The sequence below is a fragment of the Streptomyces alfalfae genome, from assembly GCF_004127445.1.
Taxonomy (GTDB): domain Bacteria; phylum Actinomycetota; class Actinomycetes; order Streptomycetales; family Streptomycetaceae; genus Streptomyces; species Streptomyces alfalfae.
In genome coordinates, this window is the sequence record NZ_QEXM01000039.1 from 1 (window position 1) to 19,769 (window position 19,769).

Here is a 19,769-nt window from a genome sequence, read left to right on the forward strand (position 1 = left end):
ACGTCCGCGCCGCCGAGGCCGTTCTGCGTGATCTCCTCGCCCGTCACCGCGCGGACCACGTCCGGGCCCGTGATGAACATCTGCGACGTCTCGCGGACCATGAACACGAAGTCCGTCAGCGCCGGGCTGTACGCCGCGCCGCCCGCGCACGGGCCCAGCATCACGCTGATCTGCGGGATCACGCCGGACGCCTTGGTGTTGCGCTGGAAGATGCCGCCGTAGCCCGCCAGGGCCGTGACGCCTTCCTGGATGCGCGCGCCGGCGCCGTCGTTCAGCGAGACCAGCGGGGCGCCGGCCGCGATGGCCATGTCCATGATCTTGTGGATCTTCGTGGCGTGGGCCTCGCCCAGCGCCCCGCCGAAGATCCGGAAGTCGTGCGCGTAGACGAAGACCGTACGGCCCTCGACCGTGCCCCAGCCGGTGACGACGCCGTCGGTGTACGGCTTCTTCGCCTCCAGGCCGAAACTGGTCGCCCGGTGCCGGCGCAGGGGTTCGACCTCGCGGAACGAGCCCTCGTCCAGGAGCAGGTCGATGCGCTCGCGGACGGTGAGCTTGCCCTTGGCCTTCTGAGCGGCGGTGGCCGGTTCGCCGGGTCCCGCGAGGACCCGCTCCCGTATGTCCGCCAGCTCCGCGACGTGGAGTCTCATCTCTCCCCTTACCGGTCTCGAAGCCGTCCCCGGCCGTCCCCGGCCTTCCCTGCCGTGACCGGGGACGCGGCGTGTGGTCGGTCGACTGGACGGTCGGTCAGTTGGTCAGCTTGCGCAGGCCGCTGATCTGGAGCACGGCGAACGCGCCGACCACGAGGGCCTGCATGGGAATCCACACGGTGCCGATCGTGTTCGGGTCGAACCAGCCGAAGACCGCGGTGGCGATGCTCGCCACGGCCCAGAGGAGGTTGGCCTCGATGACGATCTTGGTGGCCGCGGCGGACGGCACGTCCTGGCGGGCCAGGAGGCCGACGAGCAGGCCGTACACGGTGAGGAACACGCCGATGCCGCGCAGGAACCCGGCGTCCATGTCGAGCAGGTCGCCGACGGGGCCCGCGGCGACCAGATAGATCAGGCCGTTGCCGGCGGTGACGACGGCGTCGAGGCCGAGGAAGAGACGCAGCGGACGCGCGGCGGACGAGTTCGTGGCCGCGGTGCCGAGGCGAGCGGTGGTCTGGCTCGTGGTCATGAAAACTCCTGGTCTATACGGCTGGTTGGTACGCCTGGTGGGTGTGGGCGGAGGGCGGCGGCGAGGGTTCCTGCCGCCGAACGGGACATGTGGGGACACGTCCCGCGCGGGAGGCGGCCGCCCGCTTTCCGTTCCGATGGTGGCAACCGGCGCTGATGAGGTGCTGACGCGCCACGTGGGGGCGGCTCCCACCGCAGGTGGCGGGCGACGCGGCCTGGCGGGGCCCTAGGGGGAGGGGGTGCGGGTATGGGCTCAAGGGGTACGGGCGACGGGGTGCGGGGCGGCGTACGGGCGGCGGGGGTGCGGGCCCAGGCGCGGGACGGGGGTACGGGCGACAGGGGGCGGGGCCAGAAGCGCAGGGCCAGGGGTATGGGCGCAGGGCCCAGGGGTGCGGGCGCAGGGGCGCGGGCGCAGGGGTGCCGACGGCAGGGGCCACGGGGCCAGGCGGGGGCCCGGGACACGGGCGACAGGGCTACGGGTCCAGGGCAACGGCTCAGGGGTGCGGGGCCAGGGCACGGGCCCACGGGCAAGTGGCACGGGCTGCGCACAGGACGGACGCAAGGCGAGCCCACCGGTAAGAGATGTGGCTGGGCAGGAGTACGAGGCGCCGCGCCCTCGCCCGCGCGTGGCGGGCCCCTTCCGCGAAGGGCGGCTGCTTCCCCGTAGGGTCCCCGCACGGCGACTGCTTCCCCGCACGGCGGCTGCTTCCCCGTAGGGTGGCTGGTTCCCCGCGCGGCGGGTGCTCCCCCGCACGGTCGGGACGCCCGCGGCGAGCCGCGCGGTTCCCGTCACCGCCGAGGAGGCGAACCGCTCACGCCGGCTGCAACAGCACCGCGGCCGCCTTCGTCAGGGAAGGGTCGTGCGCGAGGATCGCGTGTTCCACCTGGCGCAGGGAGGGGGACGGGTCGATGCCGAGTTCGTCCGAGAGGTGTTGCCGCATGGCGCGGTAGACATTGAGCGCGTCCGCCTGGCGGCCCGAGCGGTACAGGGCCACCATCAATTGCTCGCAGAAGCGTTCCCTCAGAGGGTGGTTGCTGTGTGCCTCGTGCAGTTCCGCGAGCATCGCCGCGTGCCGGCTCAGCCGGAGCTCCGCCTCGAAGCGCAGTTCCATGGCCCGCATGCGGTATTCCTCGTAACGGGCGCAGGCCAGCTGGCAGATGGTGCCGCCGGGGAAATCGCCGAATACCGGACCGCGCCACATGGCGAGCGCCTGGCCCAGCAATTGTGCCGTGGCGATGTCGTCCGTGTCGCCCGCGGCCTCCGCCTGTCGGACGGCCTTGGTGAATTCCGCGGCGTCGAATTCGCCCTCGTGAATCGTGAGACGGTAGCCGGAGGGGTGCATCGTCACCCTCGGGAACGCGAGGTCCGGTTCCAGGCTCTTCAATTTGCGGCGGAGCCTGCTGATGTGCGCCTGTAGCGCGTTGACCTGTTTGTCGGGCAGGTCGTCGCCCCACATCTCCTCGACGAGGATTTCGCCCGGGACCGGGCGGCCCTCGCTGACCAGCAGCGTCTGGATCAGGTTTCTCTGGAGATCTCCCGAGATCTCCGCGGCGCCTAATGCGGTGCGGATCTGCAGCGCTCCGAGAATCGAAAAGCTCAGCATGCCGTTTCCCCCTTGGCTTTCGTTGCTGCAACGTCGGGGCTGTTCACCTGCCGGGTCGCCAGGGCCATCGGTGCTGCGGCGTGGGGGACCGCGTGTGGAGGTCGGCGTGGCGATCTCTGGGCGTCCCCGACCGGGGGAGGCAGGGGGCGGGCCCCGCTGACTCCCTTCCGAGGGGAACCCTCCCACAGTATCATTCCTTTGGGAAGGTATTTTTTTGAACCAGTCGGGCCAAGGGGGCTGAATATGCCTTGACCTGCTGGTTCGCCAGGGGAATGTGCGACACGCCCTGGACGTGGGACCGCCCCGGTCGGCCGATTCGCTCTCGCGGGGGCGCCGGGGCGGCCGCTTCGCCGAGGCGGGGGAGGCCCGGCGAAGTGAATATGGAAGCTGAAGTTCCGCTGGCGGAGAGGGCAGGATTCGAACCTGCGTGGGTCCGATGGACCCGACTGTGAGCCGTAGCTCGAAGTCCCCGTTAAGCCGCTCCGGGCACCTCTCCCAGTTGTATGGTCGTGCGGTTGTGCGGGCGCTGATGCTGGTGCGCCTTGCGGAGAGGGCAGGATTCGAACCTGCGTGGGTCCGATGGACCCGACTGTGAGCCGTAGCTCGAAGTCCCCGTTAAGCCGCTCCGGGCACCTCTCCCAGTTGTATGGTCGTGCGGTTGTGCGGGCGCTGATGCTGGTGCGCCTTGCGGAGAGGGCAGGATTCGAACCTGCGTGGGCCCGATGGACCCGACCGTGAGCCGAAGCTCGAAGTCCCCGTTAAGCCGCTCCGGGCACCTCTCCTCGTTCCCGGCCCGGTTTCCCGTGCCGTTCACGAGAACAACATTGCCAGGCGGTTCTGACGGGACGCTGACGCGTCTCTGACACCGGCCGCGAGGAAGCCCGTACGCCCCCGATTTCACCAGCACACAAGGTTTTCCGCCCTTCCCATCAAAGGGCCCGCGGTGCTCTACTCTCATCGACCGCAACGGCCTCCGAAAGGAATTCGGATCATGACCGTCACCACCGTGGAAAACCCGATTCTCCAGGCTGTCCGCACGCATACGCACGCCGAGAATCCGAGCGCGTTCCTCGCGCTCAACAGCGGCAACAGTTCGTTCTCGCTGCCCGGGACGGACGGCGTCGTCGTCTACCGCAGGACCGGCCGGTTCGCCGTCCAGTTCGGCGGGCCCTTCGCCGCCCCGGAGGAGTACGACACCCTCCTCGACGGCTTCCGGCGCCATGTGAAGGAGGAGGGGCTCACCCACGTCGGCGTCCAGCTCCAGCGCGCCGACGCCGAGCGGTACGCGCGGCTCGGCTTCACCGTCAACCAGATCGGCGCCTCCTGGGCGGTGAGCCTCCCGGAGTTCACCCTGCGCGGCACCCGCTTCATGCAGCTGCGCAACAAGATCTCCCGGGCCCACCGCAACGGCCTGCAGATCCAGGAGGTCCCCGCCCACGCCTTCCAGGAGGCGCTGGAGACCATCGACGGCGCCTGGCTCTCCAGCAAGGGCGCCGCCCGACCCCTGGAGTTCCTCGTCGGCGAGATCGGCGGCGAGGTGCAGGAGCAGCGGCGGCTCTTCGTCGGGACGATCGCCGGGGCGCCGGTCGCGTACATCTCGTACTCGCCGGTCTACGGCAGCAGGGCCGGCTGGATGCACGACCTCAGCCGGCGCGTGCCCGACGGGTCGCCGGGGCTGATGGAGGCCATCAACGCGCACGCCATCGAGGTGTTCCGCGGCGAGGGCGTGAAGTGGCTGCACTTCGGCTTCACGCCCTTCACGGGGCTCGACGCCGCACACGAACTGGACGGCCACAGCCCGGCGTTCCAGTGGCTGATGCACGCCCTGTGGGCGGAGGGCGCCGCGCTCTACCCGGCGCAGACGCAGCTCTCGTACAAGCAGAAGTGGGCGCCGGACGCACTCATTCCGGAGTACGTCGCCTTCGACGGGGCCGCGTCGCTCGTCTCGTTCGCGCACATCTTCCGTGCCTGCAACGCCTTCTGAGAGCCAGGCCGGCCAACCCCGCGAAGTCCCCGACCGACAGGAGTCGACAGCCATGACCGACAGCACCGAGAACACCGCGACCGACGAGACCACCGATCCCGCCGACGCCCTCAAGCACGCCATGATCGAGCAGCTCATGGGCATCATCGGGGCCCCCGACGACCAGGGCGTCGCCGACGCGGCCGACGCCGTGGTGCGAGAGCTCGACGCCCTGCTGCGGGCCGAGCCGGAGCCGGCGGCCTGACCGGCGCGACGCGGCGCGGCGCCGTCGCCGGAGGGCCGCGGGGAAGAGTCCCGGCCAGCTCCGCATCAGCGCCACATCAGCGCCGCACGGAACGCTGCAGAGACGTTCGCCCGGCGTCCGGCCGGTGGGGTACCGCACTGTGCCCCAGCGCAACCGGTGCGCCGGGCGGGCGCCGCCGCCCGGTTCGGGCACTTCTTCCGAGGAGAGCTTCGTATGCAGCGTCCGCACGTCCAAGAGACCGGTGTCGCCGTCGCCCCGCCGCGCACCGAGGTCCCGCAGCGCACCGGGGCATCCGCCACGTTCTCCGAGCTGCTGAAACGGGTCAAGGCCGAGGGGCTGCTCGATCTCGACCCGAAGTACTACATAGGGCGGCTGGCCCGGAACACCACGCTGCTGGTGGCCGGGCTCACCGCGTTCTTCCTGGTGGGCGACTCGTGGTGGACGCTCGTCGTGGCGGTGTGGATGGGCCTCTGCGGAGGCCAGTCGTCGTTCATGTGGCACGACGCCGGTCACAAGGCGATGTTCCGGAACAAGAAGGCCGCCTCCGCCGTCGGCTACTTCCACGCCAACTTCGTCAACGGCGTCAGCTTCGGCTGGTGGGTCAACCACCACAACCGTCACCACAGCAACCCCAACCACCTCGACATGGACCCGGACATCGGCCGGCGCACCGCGATCTTCGACCTCAAGCAGTACGCGAGCAGGACCGGTGTGCAGCGCTTCATCGTGCGCTACCAGAGCGTGCTGTTCTTCGTGCTGCTCGTCCTTGAGTCGTTCAAGATGCACAAGACCGCCGTCAAGTCGATCCGGCAGGGGCTCACCAAGCGTCCCGTGCTGGAGTCCACGCTGCTCCTGCTGCGTGCGGCGATCTATCTGACCTGCGTCTTCACCGTTCTGTCGCCGGTGCTCGCGATCGCCTTCATCCTCGTCCAGCAGGCCACCCTCGGCGTCTACTTCGGCATGATCTTCGCCCCGAACCACAAGGGCATGGACGTCCGCGACGGCGACGAGGAGACCCTGGACTGGCTGGAGCGCCAGGTCCTCACCTCGCGCAACATCCGCCCCTCCTGGTTCATCGACTTCCTGTACGGCGGGCTCAACTACCAGGTCGAGCACCACCTGTTCCCGGCCATGCCGCAGAAGAACCTGGGGCGCGCCCGCGAACTCACCCGTGAGTACTGCGCCGAGCGCGGAGTGCCGTACCACGAGGTCGGCTTCTTCGCCTCGTACCGCGAGGTCGCCGGCTACCTGCACGAGGTCAGCGCGCCCGTGCGCCGCGGCGAGGTCGACGCGCACCTGGGACGGGCCGCCTGATGGTCGACACGGTCACCAGACCGGGGGCCGGGCGTGGCACCGGCGCCCGCGAGGGCGGCGCCACGCAGGCCTCGATCGGCGTCCGGCTCGACCGGATGCCGATCACGCCGACGCACCGCAGCATCACCGCGGTCATCGGCGTCGGCCTGCTCTTCGACACCTTCGAGAACAACCTGTCGGGCACCATCGCCAAGGTGCTCCAGGACGACTTCGCGTTCGGCGCCACCGAGCTGAAGCTCGTCCTCGCCTCCGCCTTCATCGGCCAGTTCATCGGCTCGCTGCTGCTCGGCAAGATCGCCGACCGGTACGGGCGGCGCCGGGCGTTCCTGATCAACCTCGCGATCTACTCGGGCTTCTCGCTGCTCGGCGCCTTCTCGCCGAACGCCGCCTGGCTGATCGTGACCCGCTTCTTCGCGGGGGTCGGCATCGGCGCCGAACAGAGCCTGTCCGACTGCTACTTGTCCGACGTGCTGCCCGCCAAGAAGCGCGGAAGGTTCATCGCCTGGGCCTACACCCTGGCCTTCTGCGGGGTGCCCGCCGTGGGCTTCGCCGCCCTGTGGCTCGTCCCGCTGTCGCCTCTCGGCATCGACGGCTGGCGCTGGCTGTTCGTGATCGGGGCGCTCGGCTCGGCCGTGGTGTGGGTGCTGCGCAGGAAGCTGATCGAGTCGCCGCGCTGGCTCGCGACGGCCGGGCGCGAGGACGAGGCGGACGCGCTCGTGTCGCGGATGGAGGCCGAGGTGCCCGAGGGCGCCGCGGTCGCCTACCGCGCCGAGGTGGAGGCCGAGGCGGCCGCCGCGGAGAAGGCCGCCGCCGAAGCCCCCGCCACCCGGCTCCGCGACATCTTCCAACCGCGGCTGCGCCGCCGTACGGTCATGCTCTGGATCTTCTGCGCGCTCTCGGTGGTCGGCTACTACGGCTTCGGCACCCTCGCGCCGCAGATCCTGGCGGCCAAGGGGTACGGGATCGTCGCGGGTCTAGGCTTCACCGCGGTCTGCTTCCTCGGCTACCCGGTGGGCTCCGCGCTCTCGCTGCCGATCATCGACCGCATGGAGCGCAAGAGACTCGTGGCGCTGTCGGCCGCGGCGATGGTCGTGGCCGGGCTCGGCTTCTCCTTCGCGGGCTCGGCGGCCTGGATCATGGTGTTCGGCTTCGTCTACACCGTGTTCAGCAACGTTTTCTCCAGCGTCTCGCACGTGTACCTCGCCGAGCAGTACCCGACCGCCATCCGGGCCGCCGCGTCCGGCGCCGCGTACTCGCTGTCGAAACTCAGCGCCGCCGCGCTGCCGTTCGTGCTGCTGCCGGTCCTGACGTCGTACGGGCCCGGCGCGCTGTTCGGTGTCATCGCCGCCGTGATGACCGCGCTCGCCGTGACCGTCCTGACGCTGGGCGACCGCACCACCGGCGTCTCGGTCGACCGGGTGCCCACCGGCTGACCACCCGATTCCCCGCCCCGAAACCCTTCCCCACGACGGACTGATGAGGAACATGGCATGGCCTACGTCATCGCTCAGCCCTGCGCCGATGTGAAGGACAAGTCCTGCATCGACGAATGCCCCGTGGACTGCATCTACGAGGGCGGCCGCGCCCTCTACATCCACCCCGAGGAGTGCGTGGACTGCGGGGCCTGTGAACCCGTCTGCCCGGTGGAGGCGATCTACTTCGAGGACGACGTGCCCGCGTCCCTCGGCGACCACCGCGCCTCCAACGCCGCGTTCTTCGCGGAGATCGGCTCGCCGGGCGGCGCGTCCGCGCTCGGCGCGCTGCCGCACGACTCCGCCCTCGTGGCGTCCCTGCCGCTGGCGGTGGCGTCATGAGCGGGCTGCTCGCCGGCAAGCGGATTCTCGTGACGGGTGTCCTCACCGAGGGCTCCATCGCCTTCCACGCGGCCAGGATCGCCCAGCTCGAAGGCGCCGAGGTGGTGCTGACCGGCTTCGGGCGGCTCTCCCTGATCGAACGCACCGCGGGCCTGCTGCCGAAGCCGGCCCCGGTCATCGAGCTGGACGTCACCGACCAGGCGCACCTGGACGGGCTCGCGGAGCGGGTGCGTGAGACCTTCGGCGACGCGGGCCGGCTCGACGGCGTCGTGCACTCCATCGCGTACGGGCCGCCGGGCGCCTTCCACTTCCTGGACGGCGCCTGGGAGGACGTGTCGACCGCCGTGCACGTCTCCGCGTACTCCCTGAAGTCCCTGACCACCGCCTGTCTGCCGCTCATGGAACCGCGCGGCGGCTCCGTGGTGGGTGTCACCTTCGACGCCACGGTGGCCTGGCCCAAGTACGACTGGATGGGCGTCGCCAAGGCGGCTCTCGAGTCCACCAGCCGCTACCTCGCCCGCGACCTGGGGGCCCGCGGCGTCCGCTGCAACCTCGTGGCCGCCGGACCCCTGCGGTCCATGGCCGCGAAGTCCATCCCCGGCTTCTCCGAGCTGGCCGACGACTGGCACACCAGGGCCCCGGCCGGCTGGAACCTCAACGACCCGGAACCGGCGGCCCGCGGCATCGTCGCGCTGCTGTCGGACTTCTTCCCCCGCACCACGGGGGAGATCGTGCACGTCGACGGCGGGGCCCACATGATGGGCGCCTGACGCCGCAAGGCGCACACGGAGGTGCGCACGGCAGTGGGGGGAGTCCAGGTGATCACCTGGACTCCCCCCACTCGGCGTTGTGCCGGCCCCGCGTGTCGGTCACTCGGTGGCGCCGTCCGGCAGGATGCGGCGGAACCCGGTGTACGGGACGAGCGCCTGCGGCAGCTCCACCGAACCGTCCGCACGGGCACCCTGCTCCAGGAGCGCGGCCACCGTGCGGCCGATGGGCAGCGCCGAGCCGTTGAGGGTCGCCGCGGGTTCCTTGCGGCCCTCGGCGGTGCGGACGCGGATACCGGCGCGGCGGGCCTGGAACGTGCCGCAGTCGGAGACGGAGGAGATCTCCCGGTAGGAGCCGCTGCCCGGCAGCCACACCTCGATGTCGTACGTCATCCGGGCCGAGAACCCGAGGTCGCCCGCGGGCAGGAGCACCACCCGGTAGGACAGCTCCAGGCGGCGCAGGCACTCCTCCGCGTGGCCCACCATGAGTTCGAGCTGCGCCCGCGCGTCCTCGGCGGCGCAGACGCGGACCAGCTCCACCTTCTCGAACTGGTGCAGCCGCAGGATGCCGCGGGTGTCCCTGCCGTACGCGCCGGCCTCGGCGCGGAAGCAGGGGGTGCGGGACGTGAACGCGTACGGCAGGTCGCGGGCGTCCAGCGTCTGCTGGGCCAGCAGGTTGGTCAGCGGGACCTCGGCGGTCGGGATCAGGAACAGCTCGCGGTCGCCGACCCGGGTGGAGAACAGGTCCTCCTCGAACTTGGGGAGCTGCCCGGTGCCCGTCATGGTGTCGCGGTTGACGAGGAACGGCACCGACTGCTCGGTGTAGCCGTGCTCGGCGGTGTGCAGGTCGAGGAAGAAGGCGGCGAGGGCGCGCTCCAGGCGGGCCCCGGGGCCGCGGGCCACGGTGAAGCGGGCGCCGGAGAGGCGGGCCGCCGACTTGCCGTCGAGGATGCCGAGCCGTTCGCCGATGTCGGCGTGGTGGCGGTCGTCGGCGGCCTCGCAGGGCGGCGGCCCGCCCCGGCGTATCTCGACCGCCTCCTTCTCCGAGTCGCCGTCGGGCACGGTGTCCAGCGGGATGTTGGGGATGGCGAGGACGAGGTCCGCGAGCCGGCGCCCCGCCTCCTTGACGGCGGCCTCGGCGCGCTGGACGTCGGCGCGCAGCGCGCGGGCCGCCTCCTTGTCCTGCTCGGAGGGCGGCCCGGAACGGCGTTCGCGCGACGCCTTGTTCATCTCGGTGCGCAATCGCGTCACCTCGGCCTGCGCCTCCGCCCGGCCGCGGTGGGCCTCTTCGAGCGCGGTGACGTCGAGGTCGTGGCGGCGCCGTGCGAGCCGGCGCACGGCGTCGGGTCCTGCGGCGATGAGTTCGCGAGGATCGTGCATGGCTGCTCCTGGGAGGTAGAGGTCCTGGGGAGGGTCCGTAATGCGCCGAGCCGCCCCCCTGGGCGAGGGGCGGCTGCGGCTCCTGCCGTGGCAGGGGTCGGGGGAGGGGGGAAACCGGGAGGGGAGCGGAGTCGCTCCGGTGCTCACGCGGGGGCGAGGGCGAGGACGGTGTTCTGTCCGCCGAACCCGCAGGAATTGCTGAGCGCCAGATCGATGGGCATGGAGGTCGCCGTGTAGGCGAGCTTGATGTCGACCTCCGGGTCGGGCATCACCAGGTTGGCGATGGGGGGCACCAGTTCGTGTTCGATGCTCAGCAGCGTGAACGCCGCCTCCACCGCCCCGGCCGCCCCGAGGAGGTGGCCGGTCACGCCCTTGGTCGAGGTGACGAGCGGGTCCCCCTGGAGGGTCCGTTTCACCATCCTCGCCTCGGCGATGTCGTTGAGCGGTGTCGACGTCCCGTGGGCGTTCACGTGCTGCACGTCGTCCGGGTCGGCCCCGGCGTCGGCGAGGGCCGCGCGAACGGCCGCCTCCACGCCTGAACCGTCCGGATGCGGTGACGTCATATGATGGGCGTCCGCGGTGGCGCCGTAACCGATGATCCGGCCGTGCTGGTGCGCCCCGCGGGCACGTGCGTCCTCGACGCGTTCCATGACGAGGATGCCCGCGCCCTCACCCGCGACGAAGCCGTCCCGGTCGGCGTCGAAGGGGCGTGACGCGTGGGTCGGGTCGTCCTCGCGCCGGGACAGGGCGCCCATCTGCGCGAAGCCGGCCATCACCAGCGGGGTGATCATGGCCTCGCTGCCGCCCGCGAGGACGACGTCGCAGCGGCCGAGGGCCAGCAGGTCCCTGGCCGTGCCGATGGCCGTCGCCCCGGACGCGCAGGCGGTGGCCACCACCAGGTTCGGTCCCGTCGCCCCGAACTCGATGGCCGTCTGACCGGCCAGCATGTTCGGCAGCTGCATCGGCAGCAGCAGCGGCGAGACCCGGGCCGCGCCCTTCTCCCGCAGGGCGTGGTGCTGTTCCTCGACGGTGCCGGGACCGCCGTCGGCGCAGCCGAGCACCACCCCGACCCGGGCGCCGTCCCAGGTCTGCGGGTCGAGCCCGGCGTCGGCGATGGCTTCCTTCGCCGCGACGAGCGCGAACTGGACGAAACGGTCGAGACGGAGGGCCCGGCGGGCCGACAGCAGCGCTTCGGGGTCGAAGCCGGGCACACGGCAGGAGATCCGTACCGGGTTGTCCGCCAGTACGGGGTCGAACGCCGCGCCCGACCGGCCCTCGCAGACCGCCGCCCAGCTCGGCCCGACCCCGATGCCTCCCGGGGTGACGAGGCCGAGCCCGGTGACGGCGATGTCGATGCCGGCCATCAGACCTTCGCGCTCCTCGTCTCCATGAGCTCCACCATGTCGGCCACCGTGTCGGCCTCCAGGAGGTCGTCGTCGCTGACGTCGATGTCCAGTTCGGACTTGAGCAGCAGCGACAGCTCCACCACGGCGAGCGAATCCAGCTCGATGTCGTCCTTCGTGGCCTCCGGGGTGATGGCCTCGGGGGACACCTTGAGCTTGTTGGACAGGATTTCCTTGAGCTGCTCCAGCATGACGATCCCTTTCGGAAGGCGTACGCGCCGTTCGGCGTACGGGTCTTGAGGAGGTACCGCCCGGCGCCGGCAGGCGTCAGACGGACTGCACTTCGGGCCAGACGAGCGTCGCGGCCCCCCAGGAGAGCCCGCCGCCGAAGGCGGTGAGCAGTACCCGGTGCCCGGCCGTGAGCCGGCCGTCGGCCGCGGCCTGGGACAGCAGCAGCGGCAGGGACGCCGCCCCGGTGTTGCCGACGTGCTCGATGTTGCTGAGCTGCCGTTCCGCGGGGACGCCGAGCCGTTCGGCGACCGAGTCGAGGATGCGGGCGTTGGCCTGGTGCGCCGCGAACCGGTCCACGTCGGCCAGGGTCCAGCCCGCGAGCTCGGCCGCCTCCTGCGACGTGGCGGTCATCCGCTCCACCGCGTGCCGGTAGGTGTCGCGGCCGACCATCCGGAAGTACTCGTCGCCCGGCTCGCCGGGGGTGCCCGACGAGCGCTGGCGGGAGCCGCCGGCCGGCACCTCGATGAGATGGCTCAGTTCGCCGTCGCTGCCGAGGACCAGCGGGCCGACCGCGCCCGGCTCCCCGGGCGAACCGGCCCGCAGGACCACCGCTCCCGCGCCGTCCGCGAAGATCACCGCGGTGGTGCGGTCCTCGGGGTTGATGATGGTGGTGAACGCGTCGGCGGCCACGAGCAGCACCCGCTCCGCGACACCCGAGGCGATCAGCCCCGACGCGGTGGCGAGCCCGTACAGGAAGCCCGAGCAGACGGCGGCGACGTCGAACGCCGCGACCTGGCCGAGCCCGAGCCGCGTCGCGACCTGCGGCGCGGTCGCGGGGCACGGCTGGTCGGGGGTGGTGGTGGCGAGCACGACCGCGTCCACCTGCTCGGTGCTCGCCGACTTCAGGGCGCGCAGACCGGCCTCGACCGCCAGGTCGGAGGTGGCGGTGCCCGGCGAGACCACGTAGCGCTCGGCGATTCCGGTGCGGGTGCGTATCCACGCGTCGGAGGTGTCGAGGCGCTGCGAGAGCTCGTCGTTGGTCACCAGGTTCGGCGGCACGTAGGAGCCGATGCCGCAGATCACCGCCGACCGGCCGAGAGGGCGGGCCGCGCCGCTCATGCGCCCGGCTCCGGGCTGCTGAGGACCTCGACGGGCAGGCCCATGTAGGCCATGCGGGACTCGGCCATCTCGTCGGTCCACTGCTCGGCCATGTCGTACCGCTGCTCGGGGGTGGTGTCGAGCATGCGGACGCCCGGCCAGATCTCGTAGTCGCCGATCTTGTCGGCGTGGTCGGCCATGCCCTTCTGGAACAGCTCCTCGCGGTGGATGACGAACTCCCGGTCGGGCACCTCGTCCCAGAGCTTCACGCCGGCGCGCAGGATCTCCAGCAGCCGCGGCCGGTACTCGGGATGGGCGGCCACGTGGTCGCGGAGGATGGTGCTCGCCACGGTGAGGTGGCGGATCTCGTCGATGGCGGTGCCGCGCGAGATCTCCCCCGTGGCGGGGGAGAGCGGTGTCCACTTGCGCTCGCTCAGCTCGGCGGCCGGCGCGAGCACACCCTCGATGACGATGGCGAACACGGCGACGCCGCCGGGGAAGTCCTGCTGGTCGCGGACGATGTCGAGGGTGAAGTCCACCACCGGGTCCAGGACCCGCTCGCGGTAGTCGGCGGCCATCTCGTCGATGTCCTTGAGCAGGGTGCCCGCGGGCTCGCCCAGCTCCACCAGGTGGTTGCGGAAGACGCGGGCGTGCCGCGCCTCGTCGATGAGCTGGGTCGCGTAGAACTCCATCTCGGGGACGCCGGGCGCGAGCGACACGTAGTGGCCGAGCAGCCGTGTGGCGATCTCCTCGGACAGGCCGCGGAAGCCGAACTCCAGGATCAGCGCGTCCCGCAGCGGGCCCGGCGCCTTCAGGAAGTCCGGGACCGTCGCGTCCGCGTGGTGCCCGGTGGCCCCGCGGTCGCGCAGGGTGCCCTGGGCCACCGAGGTGAACCAGTAGGCGAGGTCGCAGTCGTCGGGACCGAGGGTCAGTTCCTTCGCGCCGTCGAGTAATCCCGGCGCCTTGTCCCAGTCGGCCTCGGGGGCCACAGAACCGGTCATGATGCCGTTGTCTCCTTCGTGGTGCGGGCGGGGTGCAGGGCGCCGGCGACGAGGCCGCCCGCGTAGCTGAACAGGGGCGGGGCGCTCTGGGCGGTGGCGCGCACCACGTAGCCGAGCAGGACCTCGCCGTCGCCCGCCCGGTGCGAGGAGTGCACCCGGCAGGTGTAGTGGGCGAGGGCGCCGGCCAGGCGGGGCGCGTGGGCGTAGGAGTCGTCCGTGTAGGACAGGCCGTCGAACTGGGCGCTGCCGTCGGGGCGGGAGCTGTCCGCGAACCAGCGGGCCAGGTCGCCCTGGCCGCCGTCGAGGACGTTGATGACGAACCGCCCCTCGGCGGCGGCGAGCCGCGCGAACGACGATCCCGGCCGCATGGCGACCCCCACGAGCAGCGGCTCGCGCGAGACCAGCGTGACCGTGCTCGCCGTGGTGCCGTGCAGCACCCCGGCGTGGCCGACGGTGAGCACCGACACGGGCGACGCCAGGTGGTACAGCGCCCTGCGGCGCTCGGCGGGGTCCTGCCGCACCGGGCGGCGCAGCTGGGTGAGTGTGCTCATCGCAGGGCCTCCTCACGGGCCGGAGCGGATGTCGGGGCAGCCGCCGAAGCGGGCGCGGGGACCGCCACCGGGGCGGGGCGCTTGACGATGTGGCCGACCGGCTCCGGGTCCTGGGCGTGGCCCACCGGCTTGGGGTGGGCGAGCCCGAGGTCGTCCAGGATGCGCAGGTAGCCGCTCTGGCGGACCGGCTCGAAGGGCAGCGCGAAGGACTTCATGAAGTTGCCGAACAGACCGCGGTCGCCGAAGAGGTGGAAGGGCAGCACGAGCAGCGCCCACTCGGGACCGATCAGCCAGCACCAGGCGGCGGCCACCGCGGCCTGGGTGATGAGGCTGTGCATGACGTTGTAGAGGACGTAGTACACCTTCGAGATCGGCTGCCCGCCGCTGCGCCGGAACGCGATGGCGCCGGGGATGTAGCCGATCAGGTCGATGTACAGGAACAGCGCGACCGCCGGGAGCCAGCGGATCTCGCCGATGTGGGCGATGAGCAGCCCGGTGGAGACCGCGAAGCCCACCAGGTACTCGGCGCGGTGCAGGGAGAACGTCTTCGGTGTCTCGAAGGGATTTGCCTGGTCCATGGCTGGTCAGCTCCTGGCGGGGTTCTCAGGCGCCGACGGCGGCGGGCTGGGAGAGCTCTATGCCGCCCGAGACACGCGTGGCGGGGAAGAGGCCCGTCAGCGACCAGGCGACGGTCTCCTTGATGACCCGCTCGGCTATCGGGTCGAGGATGCCTTCGAGGCTCGGGATGCCGAAGTCGAAGTCGGCGTCGAAGCGGACGGCGACGTCGTCGCCGTTCTGCGTGAGCGCCCAGGTGCCCACGAACGAGTCGAAGTCGCCGTCGCTCTGCTCGAAGCGGATCTCGCCCTGCTCCGGCAGGAAGACGTCGTCCTCGGTCCAGCGCAGCAGACCGGAGCGGAAGTGCAGTTCCCAGTCGGAACTGCAGTTCGCCTCGGGATAGGTGGCGTGCACGGTGGTGGAGTTCACGTGCGGGGCCAGGTCGGGGTACTTCTCCCAGCGCCGCACGGCGTCGAAGACCGTCGCCATCTGCTCCGCGGGGACCACAGCTTCCAGTTCAACGTGTCGCACGATCAGTTGCCGCCTTTCGGCATGGTGGCCGCGCCCCGCACGAGGTCGCGCGTGGCCAGGTCGAAGGAGTTGAGGAGGAACTCCACGTCGGTGTCGCTCAGGACGGCGGGCGGCGTGAACCGCACCACCGAGCTGCCGTTCATGGAGTGGTTCGCGACCACCCCGTGGTTGAAGAGCTCGATGAGCAGCTCGCCGGCGAGTCCGGCCTCGACGAGCTCCACGCCGATCAGCAGGCCCTGCCCCCGCACGTCGACGACGAGTTCGGGGATGTTGCGGTACGCGATCTCGGCGATCCGCGGCAGGAGGGCGGCGCCCAGGTCGGTGGCCCGGGTCACCAGGCGCTCCTCCTTCATGGCCCGCACCGCGCCCTGCACCGCGGCCATGAGGACGGGCTGTCCCGAGAAGGTGGCGGTGTGGACGTAGGGGTCCTTGTCGAAGGGGCGGAACGCCTTGCGGGTGGCGACGGCCGCGGAGACCGGCAGCACACCGCCGCCGAGGGCCTTGCCGGCGAGCAGCACGTCGGGGCGTACGTCCTCGAAGTCGGCGCCCCACCACTCGCCGAGGCGGCCGAAGCCGGACTGGATCTCGTCGAGGATCAGGAAGCCGTCGTGCTCGCGGACCAGTTCCTCGACGCGCTTGAGATAGCCCTTGGGCGGGATGATGACGCCGCCCTCGCCCTGGACGGGCTCCAGGATGACGCAGACCTCGCCCGGGTGGGCGGCGAGCTCGGCCTCCAGGGCGTCGGCGTCGCCGAAGGGCAGGTGGTGGAAGTCGGGGACCAGCGGCCTGAACGGCTTCTGGTAGACCTCCTTCGCGGTGGCGGACAGGGCGCCGAGGGTCTTGCCGTGGTAGCCGCCCGTCATGGAGACGGTCCGCTTGAAGCCGCCGGCGCGGGCCAGCTTCAGGCCGGTCTCCACGGCCTCGGCGCCCGAGAGGCCGAAGTGCACGCGGTTCAGCCCCTCCGGCATGACGGAGACCAGGGCCTCGGCGGCGCGGGCCACCGTCGGTTCGAGGAGGATGCGGGTCGCGGTGGGGTGGGTACGGAGCTGGCGCTCGATCTCCTCCATCACGATGGGGTGGCGGGCGCCCATGATGAACACGCCGTAGCCGCCCGCGTTGAGGAAGCGCTCGCCGTCGCTGGTGGTGAGCCAGGCTCCTTCGGACGCCACCTCCATGTGGCTGCCGAACAGCTCGGCGAGGGTGGCCCTGCCCTTGCTCAGATGGGCCCGGTACAGGCCGAGGACCTGTGCCTCGGTGTCGGCCGCGGTGGCCGCCGCGGTCGCCGGGTTCTCCTGGATTACGGTCACGGTTTACTCACTCCAAGGAAGCGGGTGCGAATTCGGGGCCGCGGGTCAGGCGAGGACCAGCGGACCGCCGTCGAAGTAGCGCAGGAGCGGCTCGGCGGCGGCGCCGCGGCCGGGCGGGTGGAAGGCGATGGCGCCGGACGCCGCCGCCGCGAGGGCGTGGCTGGACGAGCGGATGAAGTCCAGGCCGCCGAGGAGTTCGAGGGACTGCGAGGTGATGCGGGGCAGCGCGTTCTGCACGGCGTAGCGGGCCACGAGCACCCGGGCCACCGACGCCTCGTCGCCCGGCTCGGGGCCGACCGCGCGCGCCACGCCTTCGAGCAGCGACAGGGCGGCCTCCAGCTCGACGCCGAGCGCCGCCCGCTCCTGGACCGAGCCGCGCTCGCGCTCGTGCACCTGCTCGACGAGGGCGGCGGCGGCCCCCAGGTAGCCGGTGGTGATGAGCATCTCGAACCAGACGAACCCGGCGGTCTGGAGGTCGTCCAGGCGGCGCGGGTCGTCGGCGCCGGCCCTGACGACCATGTCCTTGGGGACGAAGACGTCCTCCAGGCGGACCTCGTCGCTCTCGGCGCCGGCGAGCAGCTCGTTGCCCCAGAAGGCGTGCACGGACAGGCCGGGGGCGTCGGAGGGGACCAGGGCGAGCGCCAGCTCGGGGTCGCCCTCCAGGCCGTGGATGGCGATGCTCGCGGTGAGCAGGCTCATCGAGTGGGCGAGGCTGCACGGCTTCTTGGAGCCGGAGAGCAGGTAGCCGCCCTCGACGGGCCGCGCGGTCACCGACGGGGTGAGGATGTTCTGCTCGGTGCGGCCCTCGGCCCAGCCGGAGGCCATGACCTGCTGGCCGGGCACGATGCGGCGCAGCAGCTCGCTCTGGGCGTCGGTGAGCCGGCCCTCGGCGGTGGCCAGGGAGTACAGCATCGCGACGGTGAAGTGGTGCATGGAGACGGCCGCGGCGAGGGACGGCGACAGGGAGCCGAGGGCGAACTGGGTGTGCAGCGCGTCCAGCGGGCTCGCGCCGTGGCCGCCGTACTCCTCGGGTATCAGCAGGCCGACACCGCCGTGGATGCGGAAGAGGTCGATGGCGGGGCTGCCGGGTTTCTCCCGCTCGGCGTAGGGGATTTCTGCCAGTTCCTTCAGCAGGCCGGGGTGGAAGCGCTCGGAGACGGCCCGAGCGGCATCGAGGGAACGCACGTCAGAACCTCCGGAGGTAGGGGGAAGGGGGGGCAGGGTCAGTCGTCGAAGGCGCCGAAGACCGCGTCATAGGGGCTGACGTCGCGCGCGATGCTGACGCCCTGCACGTGGGAGGTCTTGAGCATCGGGTAGTTGGCCTCGCCGAAGGCGCCGCCGGTGCGGCCGGTGCCGCCGTGGCTCGGCAGGTACGGCAGGAAGCCGATGTGGGAGTCGTTGACCTTCAGCAGGCCGCCGTTGACGACGCGGCGCACGAAGGTGTCGATGATGTGGTCGGACCGCGACCAGAGGGAGTTGCGCAGTCCGTACTCGTTGGAGTTGACGAAGCGGAGGAAGTCCTCCAGGAGCGCGTCGTCGTTGTCGGCCTCCGGCACGATGACGGGGATCAGCGGGAAGAACGTCTCCTCGCGCACCACGTCGTAGGTCCGGGCCCGGTCCAGGCCGTCCACGCGGACGACGGTGGGCTGGAGGAAGACACCCGTCTCCGAGGGGGTGCCGTCGAGCTCGGTGCGGTTGCCGCCGGTGACCAGCTCGGCGCCGTTGTCCAGGGCCTGGCGCAGCAGGCGGAAGAAGCGCTCGCTGCGGCGCACCGGGGAGAGGAGCACGTCCTCTTCCTCGGGGTAGCCGGGCTTGACGGTCTTGACCTGCTCCTTCACCTCGGCGATGAGCGCGTCGGCGACGTCGGGGTGGACCAGGACGTAGTTGGGGACCATGCAGATCTGGCCGGAGCCGAAGAAGGACTCCGTGATGGCCTCCGCGGCCCACTTCACGTCGGCGTCCTTCCACACCACGATGCCGTCGTTGCCGGCCAGTTCGAGGATGGGCTTCTTGCCGTTGGCGACGCAGGCCTGCTCGAAGCGCAGGCCCTCCTGGCTGCCGCCGATGTAGAAGATGTCGTTGATCAGCGGGTCGGTGACCCAGCGGTCCATGGTCTGCTTCGGGTTGGAGCACACCGCGTTCAGGACGCCGGGCGGGGCGTCGAGCTCCTCCAGGATCGGGGCAACGATGTCACGCAGCAGCCACATCGTGGACAGCGCGATGCTCCGCGGGGCCCGGACGACCACGGCGTTGCCGGCCATCAGGGCGAGCACGGAGAGCGCGGCGCTGGGGAGCGGGGCGTTCTGCGGCGGGTTGAAGGCGACCACGCCGTCGGGCTGGCGCTGGAGGATCAGCTTGCGGCCGCCGTACTCCTTCTCGACCCGCATCTGCTTGGTGTACCAGCGCAGGCTGCCGGGGGCGTAGATCTGCAGGAGGCAGCTGAGCTCCCAACGGGCCAGCTTCACGGGGTGGGACTCGGCGACCAGCATCTCCAGGAACTCGTCCTGGTGCTTGATCAGTTCCTCGCGGAAGCGGGTGCCGAGGCGCATCCGCCGCTCCTGCGGGACGGCCGCCCACTCCTGGGCCGCCGCCGCGGCGGCCTGGGTCGCGAGGTCGATGGCGGAGTCGTCGGCGATCGCGCACCGTCCCACCACATACGGGTGGTTGGCCGCGTCGGATTCGGGGTCCTGCTCCAGCGTGCGCTTGAGGCTCACGCTGGTGAACACGTCTTCGAGGAGCGAGCGTCCGCTGACGGTGTAGACCCACCCGTCACCGGCGACATCCTTGCCCGCGATATAGAGGTCATAGCTCTTGAGGTCGGAATGTGCCGGAGCACTTTCCTCCTGTATGGCGCCGCGCAGCATATCCAG

The 19,769-nt window shown here is 71.2% G+C and carries 20 protein-coding genes and 3 tRNA genes; 6 read left to right on the forward strand and 17 right to left on the reverse strand.

Annotated features, from left to right (window positions below):
• The 6 genes from DCW30_RS18110 to DCW30_RS36725 all read right to left on the reverse strand — a co-directional run.
• Positions 1 to 647, reverse strand: a 647-nt coding sequence (locus DCW30_RS18110) for a carboxyl transferase domain-containing protein (RefSeq protein WP_277820332.1), incomplete at its 3' end; no start/stop codon positions are given.
• A gap of 97 nt (positions 648 to 744) precedes the next feature.
• The gene (locus tag DCW30_RS18115; RefSeq protein WP_062771219.1) at positions 745 to 1,176 is read right to left on the reverse strand and encodes a hypothetical protein; all 432 of its coding nucleotides are present in this window, start codon (positions 1,174 to 1,176) and stop codon (positions 745 to 747) included.
• A gap of 811 nt (positions 1,177 to 1,987) precedes the next feature.
• Positions 1,988 to 2,779 carry an AfsR/SARP family transcriptional regulator gene (locus DCW30_RS18120; RefSeq protein ID WP_062771080.1) on the reverse strand — a complete coding sequence of 264 codons (792 nt, stop codon included), beginning with the start codon at positions 2,777 to 2,779 and terminating at the stop codon, positions 1,988 to 1,990.
• A gap of 399 nt (positions 2,780 to 3,178) precedes the next feature.
• Positions 3,179 to 3,275 (reverse strand) — tRNA-OTHER (locus DCW30_RS36715).
• Between the two features lie 49 nt (positions 3,276 to 3,324).
• A tRNA-OTHER gene (locus tag DCW30_RS36720) sits at positions 3,325 to 3,418 on the reverse strand.
• A gap of 49 nt (positions 3,419 to 3,467) precedes the next feature.
• A tRNA-OTHER gene (locus tag DCW30_RS36725) sits at positions 3,468 to 3,561 on the reverse strand.
• 209 nt (positions 3,562 to 3,770) lie between these two features.
• On the opposite strand from DCW30_RS36725, the gene DCW30_RS18125 reads away from it, so the two are divergent.
• The 6 genes from DCW30_RS18125 to fabI all read left to right on the forward strand — a co-directional run bounded on the left by DCW30_RS18125 (position 3,771) and on the right by fabI (position 8,905).
• Entirely contained in the window at positions 3,771 to 4,763 is a 993-nt protein-coding gene (locus DCW30_RS18125) for a DUF2156 domain-containing protein (RefSeq protein ID WP_076684759.1), read from the forward strand.
• Positions 4,764 to 4,815: 52 nt separating this feature from the next.
• Positions 4,816 to 5,007 (forward strand): hypothetical protein, encoded by a 192-nt coding sequence (locus DCW30_RS18130; protein WP_062780856.1) that lies wholly within the window; start codon positions 4,816 to 4,818, stop codon positions 5,005 to 5,007.
• A 213-nt stretch (positions 5,008 to 5,220) separates the two neighbouring features.
• On the forward strand, positions 5,221 to 6,321 hold the full coding sequence (locus DCW30_RS18135; protein WP_076684758.1) for a fatty acid desaturase family protein: 1,101 nt from the start codon (positions 5,221 to 5,223) through the stop codon (positions 6,319 to 6,321).
• Between the two features lie 95 nt (positions 6,322 to 6,416).
• Positions 6,417 to 7,754 carry an MFS transporter gene (locus DCW30_RS18140; protein ID WP_076688922.1) on the forward strand — a complete coding sequence of 446 codons (1,338 nt, stop codon included), beginning with the start codon at positions 6,417 to 6,419 and terminating at the stop codon, positions 7,752 to 7,754.
• A 57-nt stretch (positions 7,755 to 7,811) separates the two neighbouring features.
• On the forward strand, positions 7,812 to 8,135 hold the full coding sequence (gene fdxA / locus DCW30_RS18145) for a ferredoxin (RefSeq protein WP_062780858.1): 324 nt from the start codon (positions 7,812 to 7,814) through the stop codon (positions 8,133 to 8,135).
• The gene (fabI, locus tag DCW30_RS18150; protein ID WP_076684757.1) at positions 8,132 to 8,905 is read left to right on the forward strand and encodes an enoyl-ACP reductase FabI; all 774 of its coding nucleotides are present in this window, start codon (positions 8,132 to 8,134) and stop codon (positions 8,903 to 8,905) included. The genes fdxA and fabI overlap by 4 nt, the downstream gene beginning before the upstream one ends.
• A gap of 99 nt (positions 8,906 to 9,004) precedes the next feature.
• Here fabI and serS read toward each other — a convergent pair whose 3' ends face one another.
• The 11 genes from serS to DCW30_RS18205 all read right to left on the reverse strand — a co-directional run bounded on the left by serS (position 9,005) and on the right by DCW30_RS18205 (position 19,763).
• Complete coding sequence (gene serS, locus DCW30_RS18155) at positions 9,005 to 10,282, reverse strand: serine--tRNA ligase (protein WP_076684756.1); 1,278 nt, start codon at positions 10,280 to 10,282, stop codon at positions 9,005 to 9,007.
• 143 nt (positions 10,283 to 10,425) lie between these two features.
• The gene (locus DCW30_RS18160; protein ID WP_062780861.1) at positions 10,426 to 11,646 is read right to left on the reverse strand and encodes a beta-ketoacyl-[acyl-carrier-protein] synthase family protein; all 1,221 of its coding nucleotides are present in this window, start codon (positions 11,644 to 11,646) and stop codon (positions 10,426 to 10,428) included.
• Positions 11,646 to 11,876: an acyl carrier protein gene (locus DCW30_RS18165; RefSeq protein WP_062780863.1), complete on the reverse strand. Its 231-nt coding sequence runs from the start codon at positions 11,874 to 11,876 to the stop codon at positions 11,646 to 11,648. Before DCW30_RS18165 ends, DCW30_RS18160 begins: the two co-directional genes overlap by 1 nt.
• Positions 11,877 to 11,952: 76 nt before the next feature.
• Positions 11,953 to 12,975 (reverse strand): beta-ketoacyl-ACP synthase III, encoded by a 1,023-nt coding sequence (locus DCW30_RS18170; RefSeq protein WP_076684755.1) that lies wholly within the window; start codon positions 12,973 to 12,975, stop codon positions 11,953 to 11,955.
• Positions 12,972 to 13,955: a ferritin family protein gene (locus DCW30_RS18175; protein WP_062780865.1), complete on the reverse strand. Its 984-nt coding sequence runs from the start codon at positions 13,953 to 13,955 to the stop codon at positions 12,972 to 12,974. Before DCW30_RS18175 ends, DCW30_RS18170 begins: the two co-directional genes overlap by 4 nt.
• On the reverse strand, positions 13,952 to 14,506 hold the full coding sequence (locus DCW30_RS18180) for a flavin reductase family protein (RefSeq protein ID WP_062780866.1): 555 nt from the start codon (positions 14,504 to 14,506) through the stop codon (positions 13,952 to 13,954). Before DCW30_RS18180 ends, DCW30_RS18175 begins: the two co-directional genes overlap by 4 nt.
• Positions 14,503 to 15,084 (reverse strand): hypothetical protein, encoded by a 582-nt coding sequence (locus DCW30_RS18185; protein WP_062780867.1) that lies wholly within the window; start codon positions 15,082 to 15,084, stop codon positions 14,503 to 14,505. The genes DCW30_RS18180 and DCW30_RS18185 overlap by 4 nt, the downstream gene beginning before the upstream one ends.
• Before the next feature lie 25 nt (positions 15,085 to 15,109).
• On the reverse strand, positions 15,110 to 15,592 hold the full coding sequence (locus DCW30_RS18190) for a type II toxin-antitoxin system RatA family toxin (protein WP_076684754.1): 483 nt from the start codon (positions 15,590 to 15,592) through the stop codon (positions 15,110 to 15,112).
• A gap of 2 nt (positions 15,593 to 15,594) precedes the next feature.
• Positions 15,595 to 16,899: an aspartate aminotransferase family protein gene (locus tag DCW30_RS18195; RefSeq protein WP_062780870.1), complete on the reverse strand. Its 1,305-nt coding sequence runs from the start codon at positions 16,897 to 16,899 to the stop codon at positions 15,595 to 15,597.
• A gap of 45 nt (positions 16,900 to 16,944) precedes the next feature.
• The gene (locus DCW30_RS18200; RefSeq protein WP_076684753.1) at positions 16,945 to 18,084 is read right to left on the reverse strand and encodes an acyl-CoA dehydrogenase family protein; all 1,140 of its coding nucleotides are present in this window, start codon (positions 18,082 to 18,084) and stop codon (positions 16,945 to 16,947) included.
• A gap of 38 nt (positions 18,085 to 18,122) precedes the next feature.
• The gene (locus tag DCW30_RS18205) at positions 18,123 to 19,763 is read right to left on the reverse strand and encodes an aldehyde dehydrogenase family protein (RefSeq protein WP_062780872.1); all 1,641 of its coding nucleotides are present in this window, start codon (positions 19,761 to 19,763) and stop codon (positions 18,123 to 18,125) included.
• Positions 19,764 to 19,769: the final 6 nt, after the last annotated feature.

What these genes read in the sequence shown, in the direction of transcription:
- DCW30_RS18205 (WP_062780872.1), bottom strand. Translation starts at nt 19,763, where the DNA reads ATGCTGCGCGGCGCCATACAGGAGGAAAGTGCTCCGGCACATTCCGAC.
- DCW30_RS18160 (WP_062780861.1), bottom strand. Translation starts at nt 11,646, where the DNA reads ATGGCCGGCATCGACATCGCCGTCACCGGGCTCGGCCTCGTCACCCCG.
- fdxA (WP_062780858.1), top strand. Translation starts at nt 7,812, where the DNA reads ATGGCCTACGTCATCGCTCAGCCCTGCGCCGATGTGAAGGACAAGTCC.
- serS (WP_076684756.1), bottom strand. Translation starts at nt 10,282, where the DNA reads ATGCACGATCCTCGCGAACTCATCGCCGCAGGACCCGACGCCGTGCGC.
- DCW30_RS18135 (WP_076684758.1), top strand. Translation starts at nt 5,221, where the DNA reads ATGCAGCGTCCGCACGTCCAAGAGACCGGTGTCGCCGTCGCCCCGCCG.
- DCW30_RS18180 (WP_062780866.1), bottom strand. Translation starts at nt 14,506, where the DNA reads ATGAGCACACTCACCCAGCTGCGCCGCCCGGTGCGGCAGGACCCCGCC.
- DCW30_RS18125 (WP_076684759.1), top strand. Translation starts at nt 3,771, where the DNA reads ATGACCGTCACCACCGTGGAAAACCCGATTCTCCAGGCTGTCCGCACG.
- DCW30_RS18185 (WP_062780867.1), bottom strand. Translation starts at nt 15,084, where the DNA reads ATGGACCAGGCAAATCCCTTCGAGACACCGAAGACGTTCTCCCTGCAC.
- DCW30_RS18130 (WP_062780856.1), top strand. Translation starts at nt 4,816, where the DNA reads ATGACCGACAGCACCGAGAACACCGCGACCGACGAGACCACCGATCCC.
- fabI (WP_076684757.1), top strand. Translation starts at nt 8,132, where the DNA reads ATGAGCGGGCTGCTCGCCGGCAAGCGGATTCTCGTGACGGGTGTCCTC.
- DCW30_RS18115 (WP_062771219.1), bottom strand. Translation starts at nt 1,176, where the DNA reads ATGACCACGAGCCAGACCACCGCTCGCCTCGGCACCGCGGCCACGAAC.
- DCW30_RS18170 (WP_076684755.1), bottom strand. Translation starts at nt 12,975, where the DNA reads ATGAGCGGCGCGGCCCGCCCTCTCGGCCGGTCGGCGGTGATCTGCGGC.
- DCW30_RS18120 (WP_062771080.1), bottom strand. Translation starts at nt 2,779, where the DNA reads ATGCTGAGCTTTTCGATTCTCGGAGCGCTGCAGATCCGCACCGCATTA.
- DCW30_RS18175 (WP_062780865.1), bottom strand. Translation starts at nt 13,955, where the DNA reads ATGACCGGTTCTGTGGCCCCCGAGGCCGACTGGGACAAGGCGCCGGGA.
- DCW30_RS18165 (WP_062780863.1), bottom strand. Translation starts at nt 11,876, where the DNA reads ATGCTGGAGCAGCTCAAGGAAATCCTGTCCAACAAGCTCAAGGTGTCC.
- DCW30_RS18140 (WP_076688922.1), top strand. Translation starts at nt 6,417, where the DNA reads ATGCCGATCACGCCGACGCACCGCAGCATCACCGCGGTCATCGGCGTC.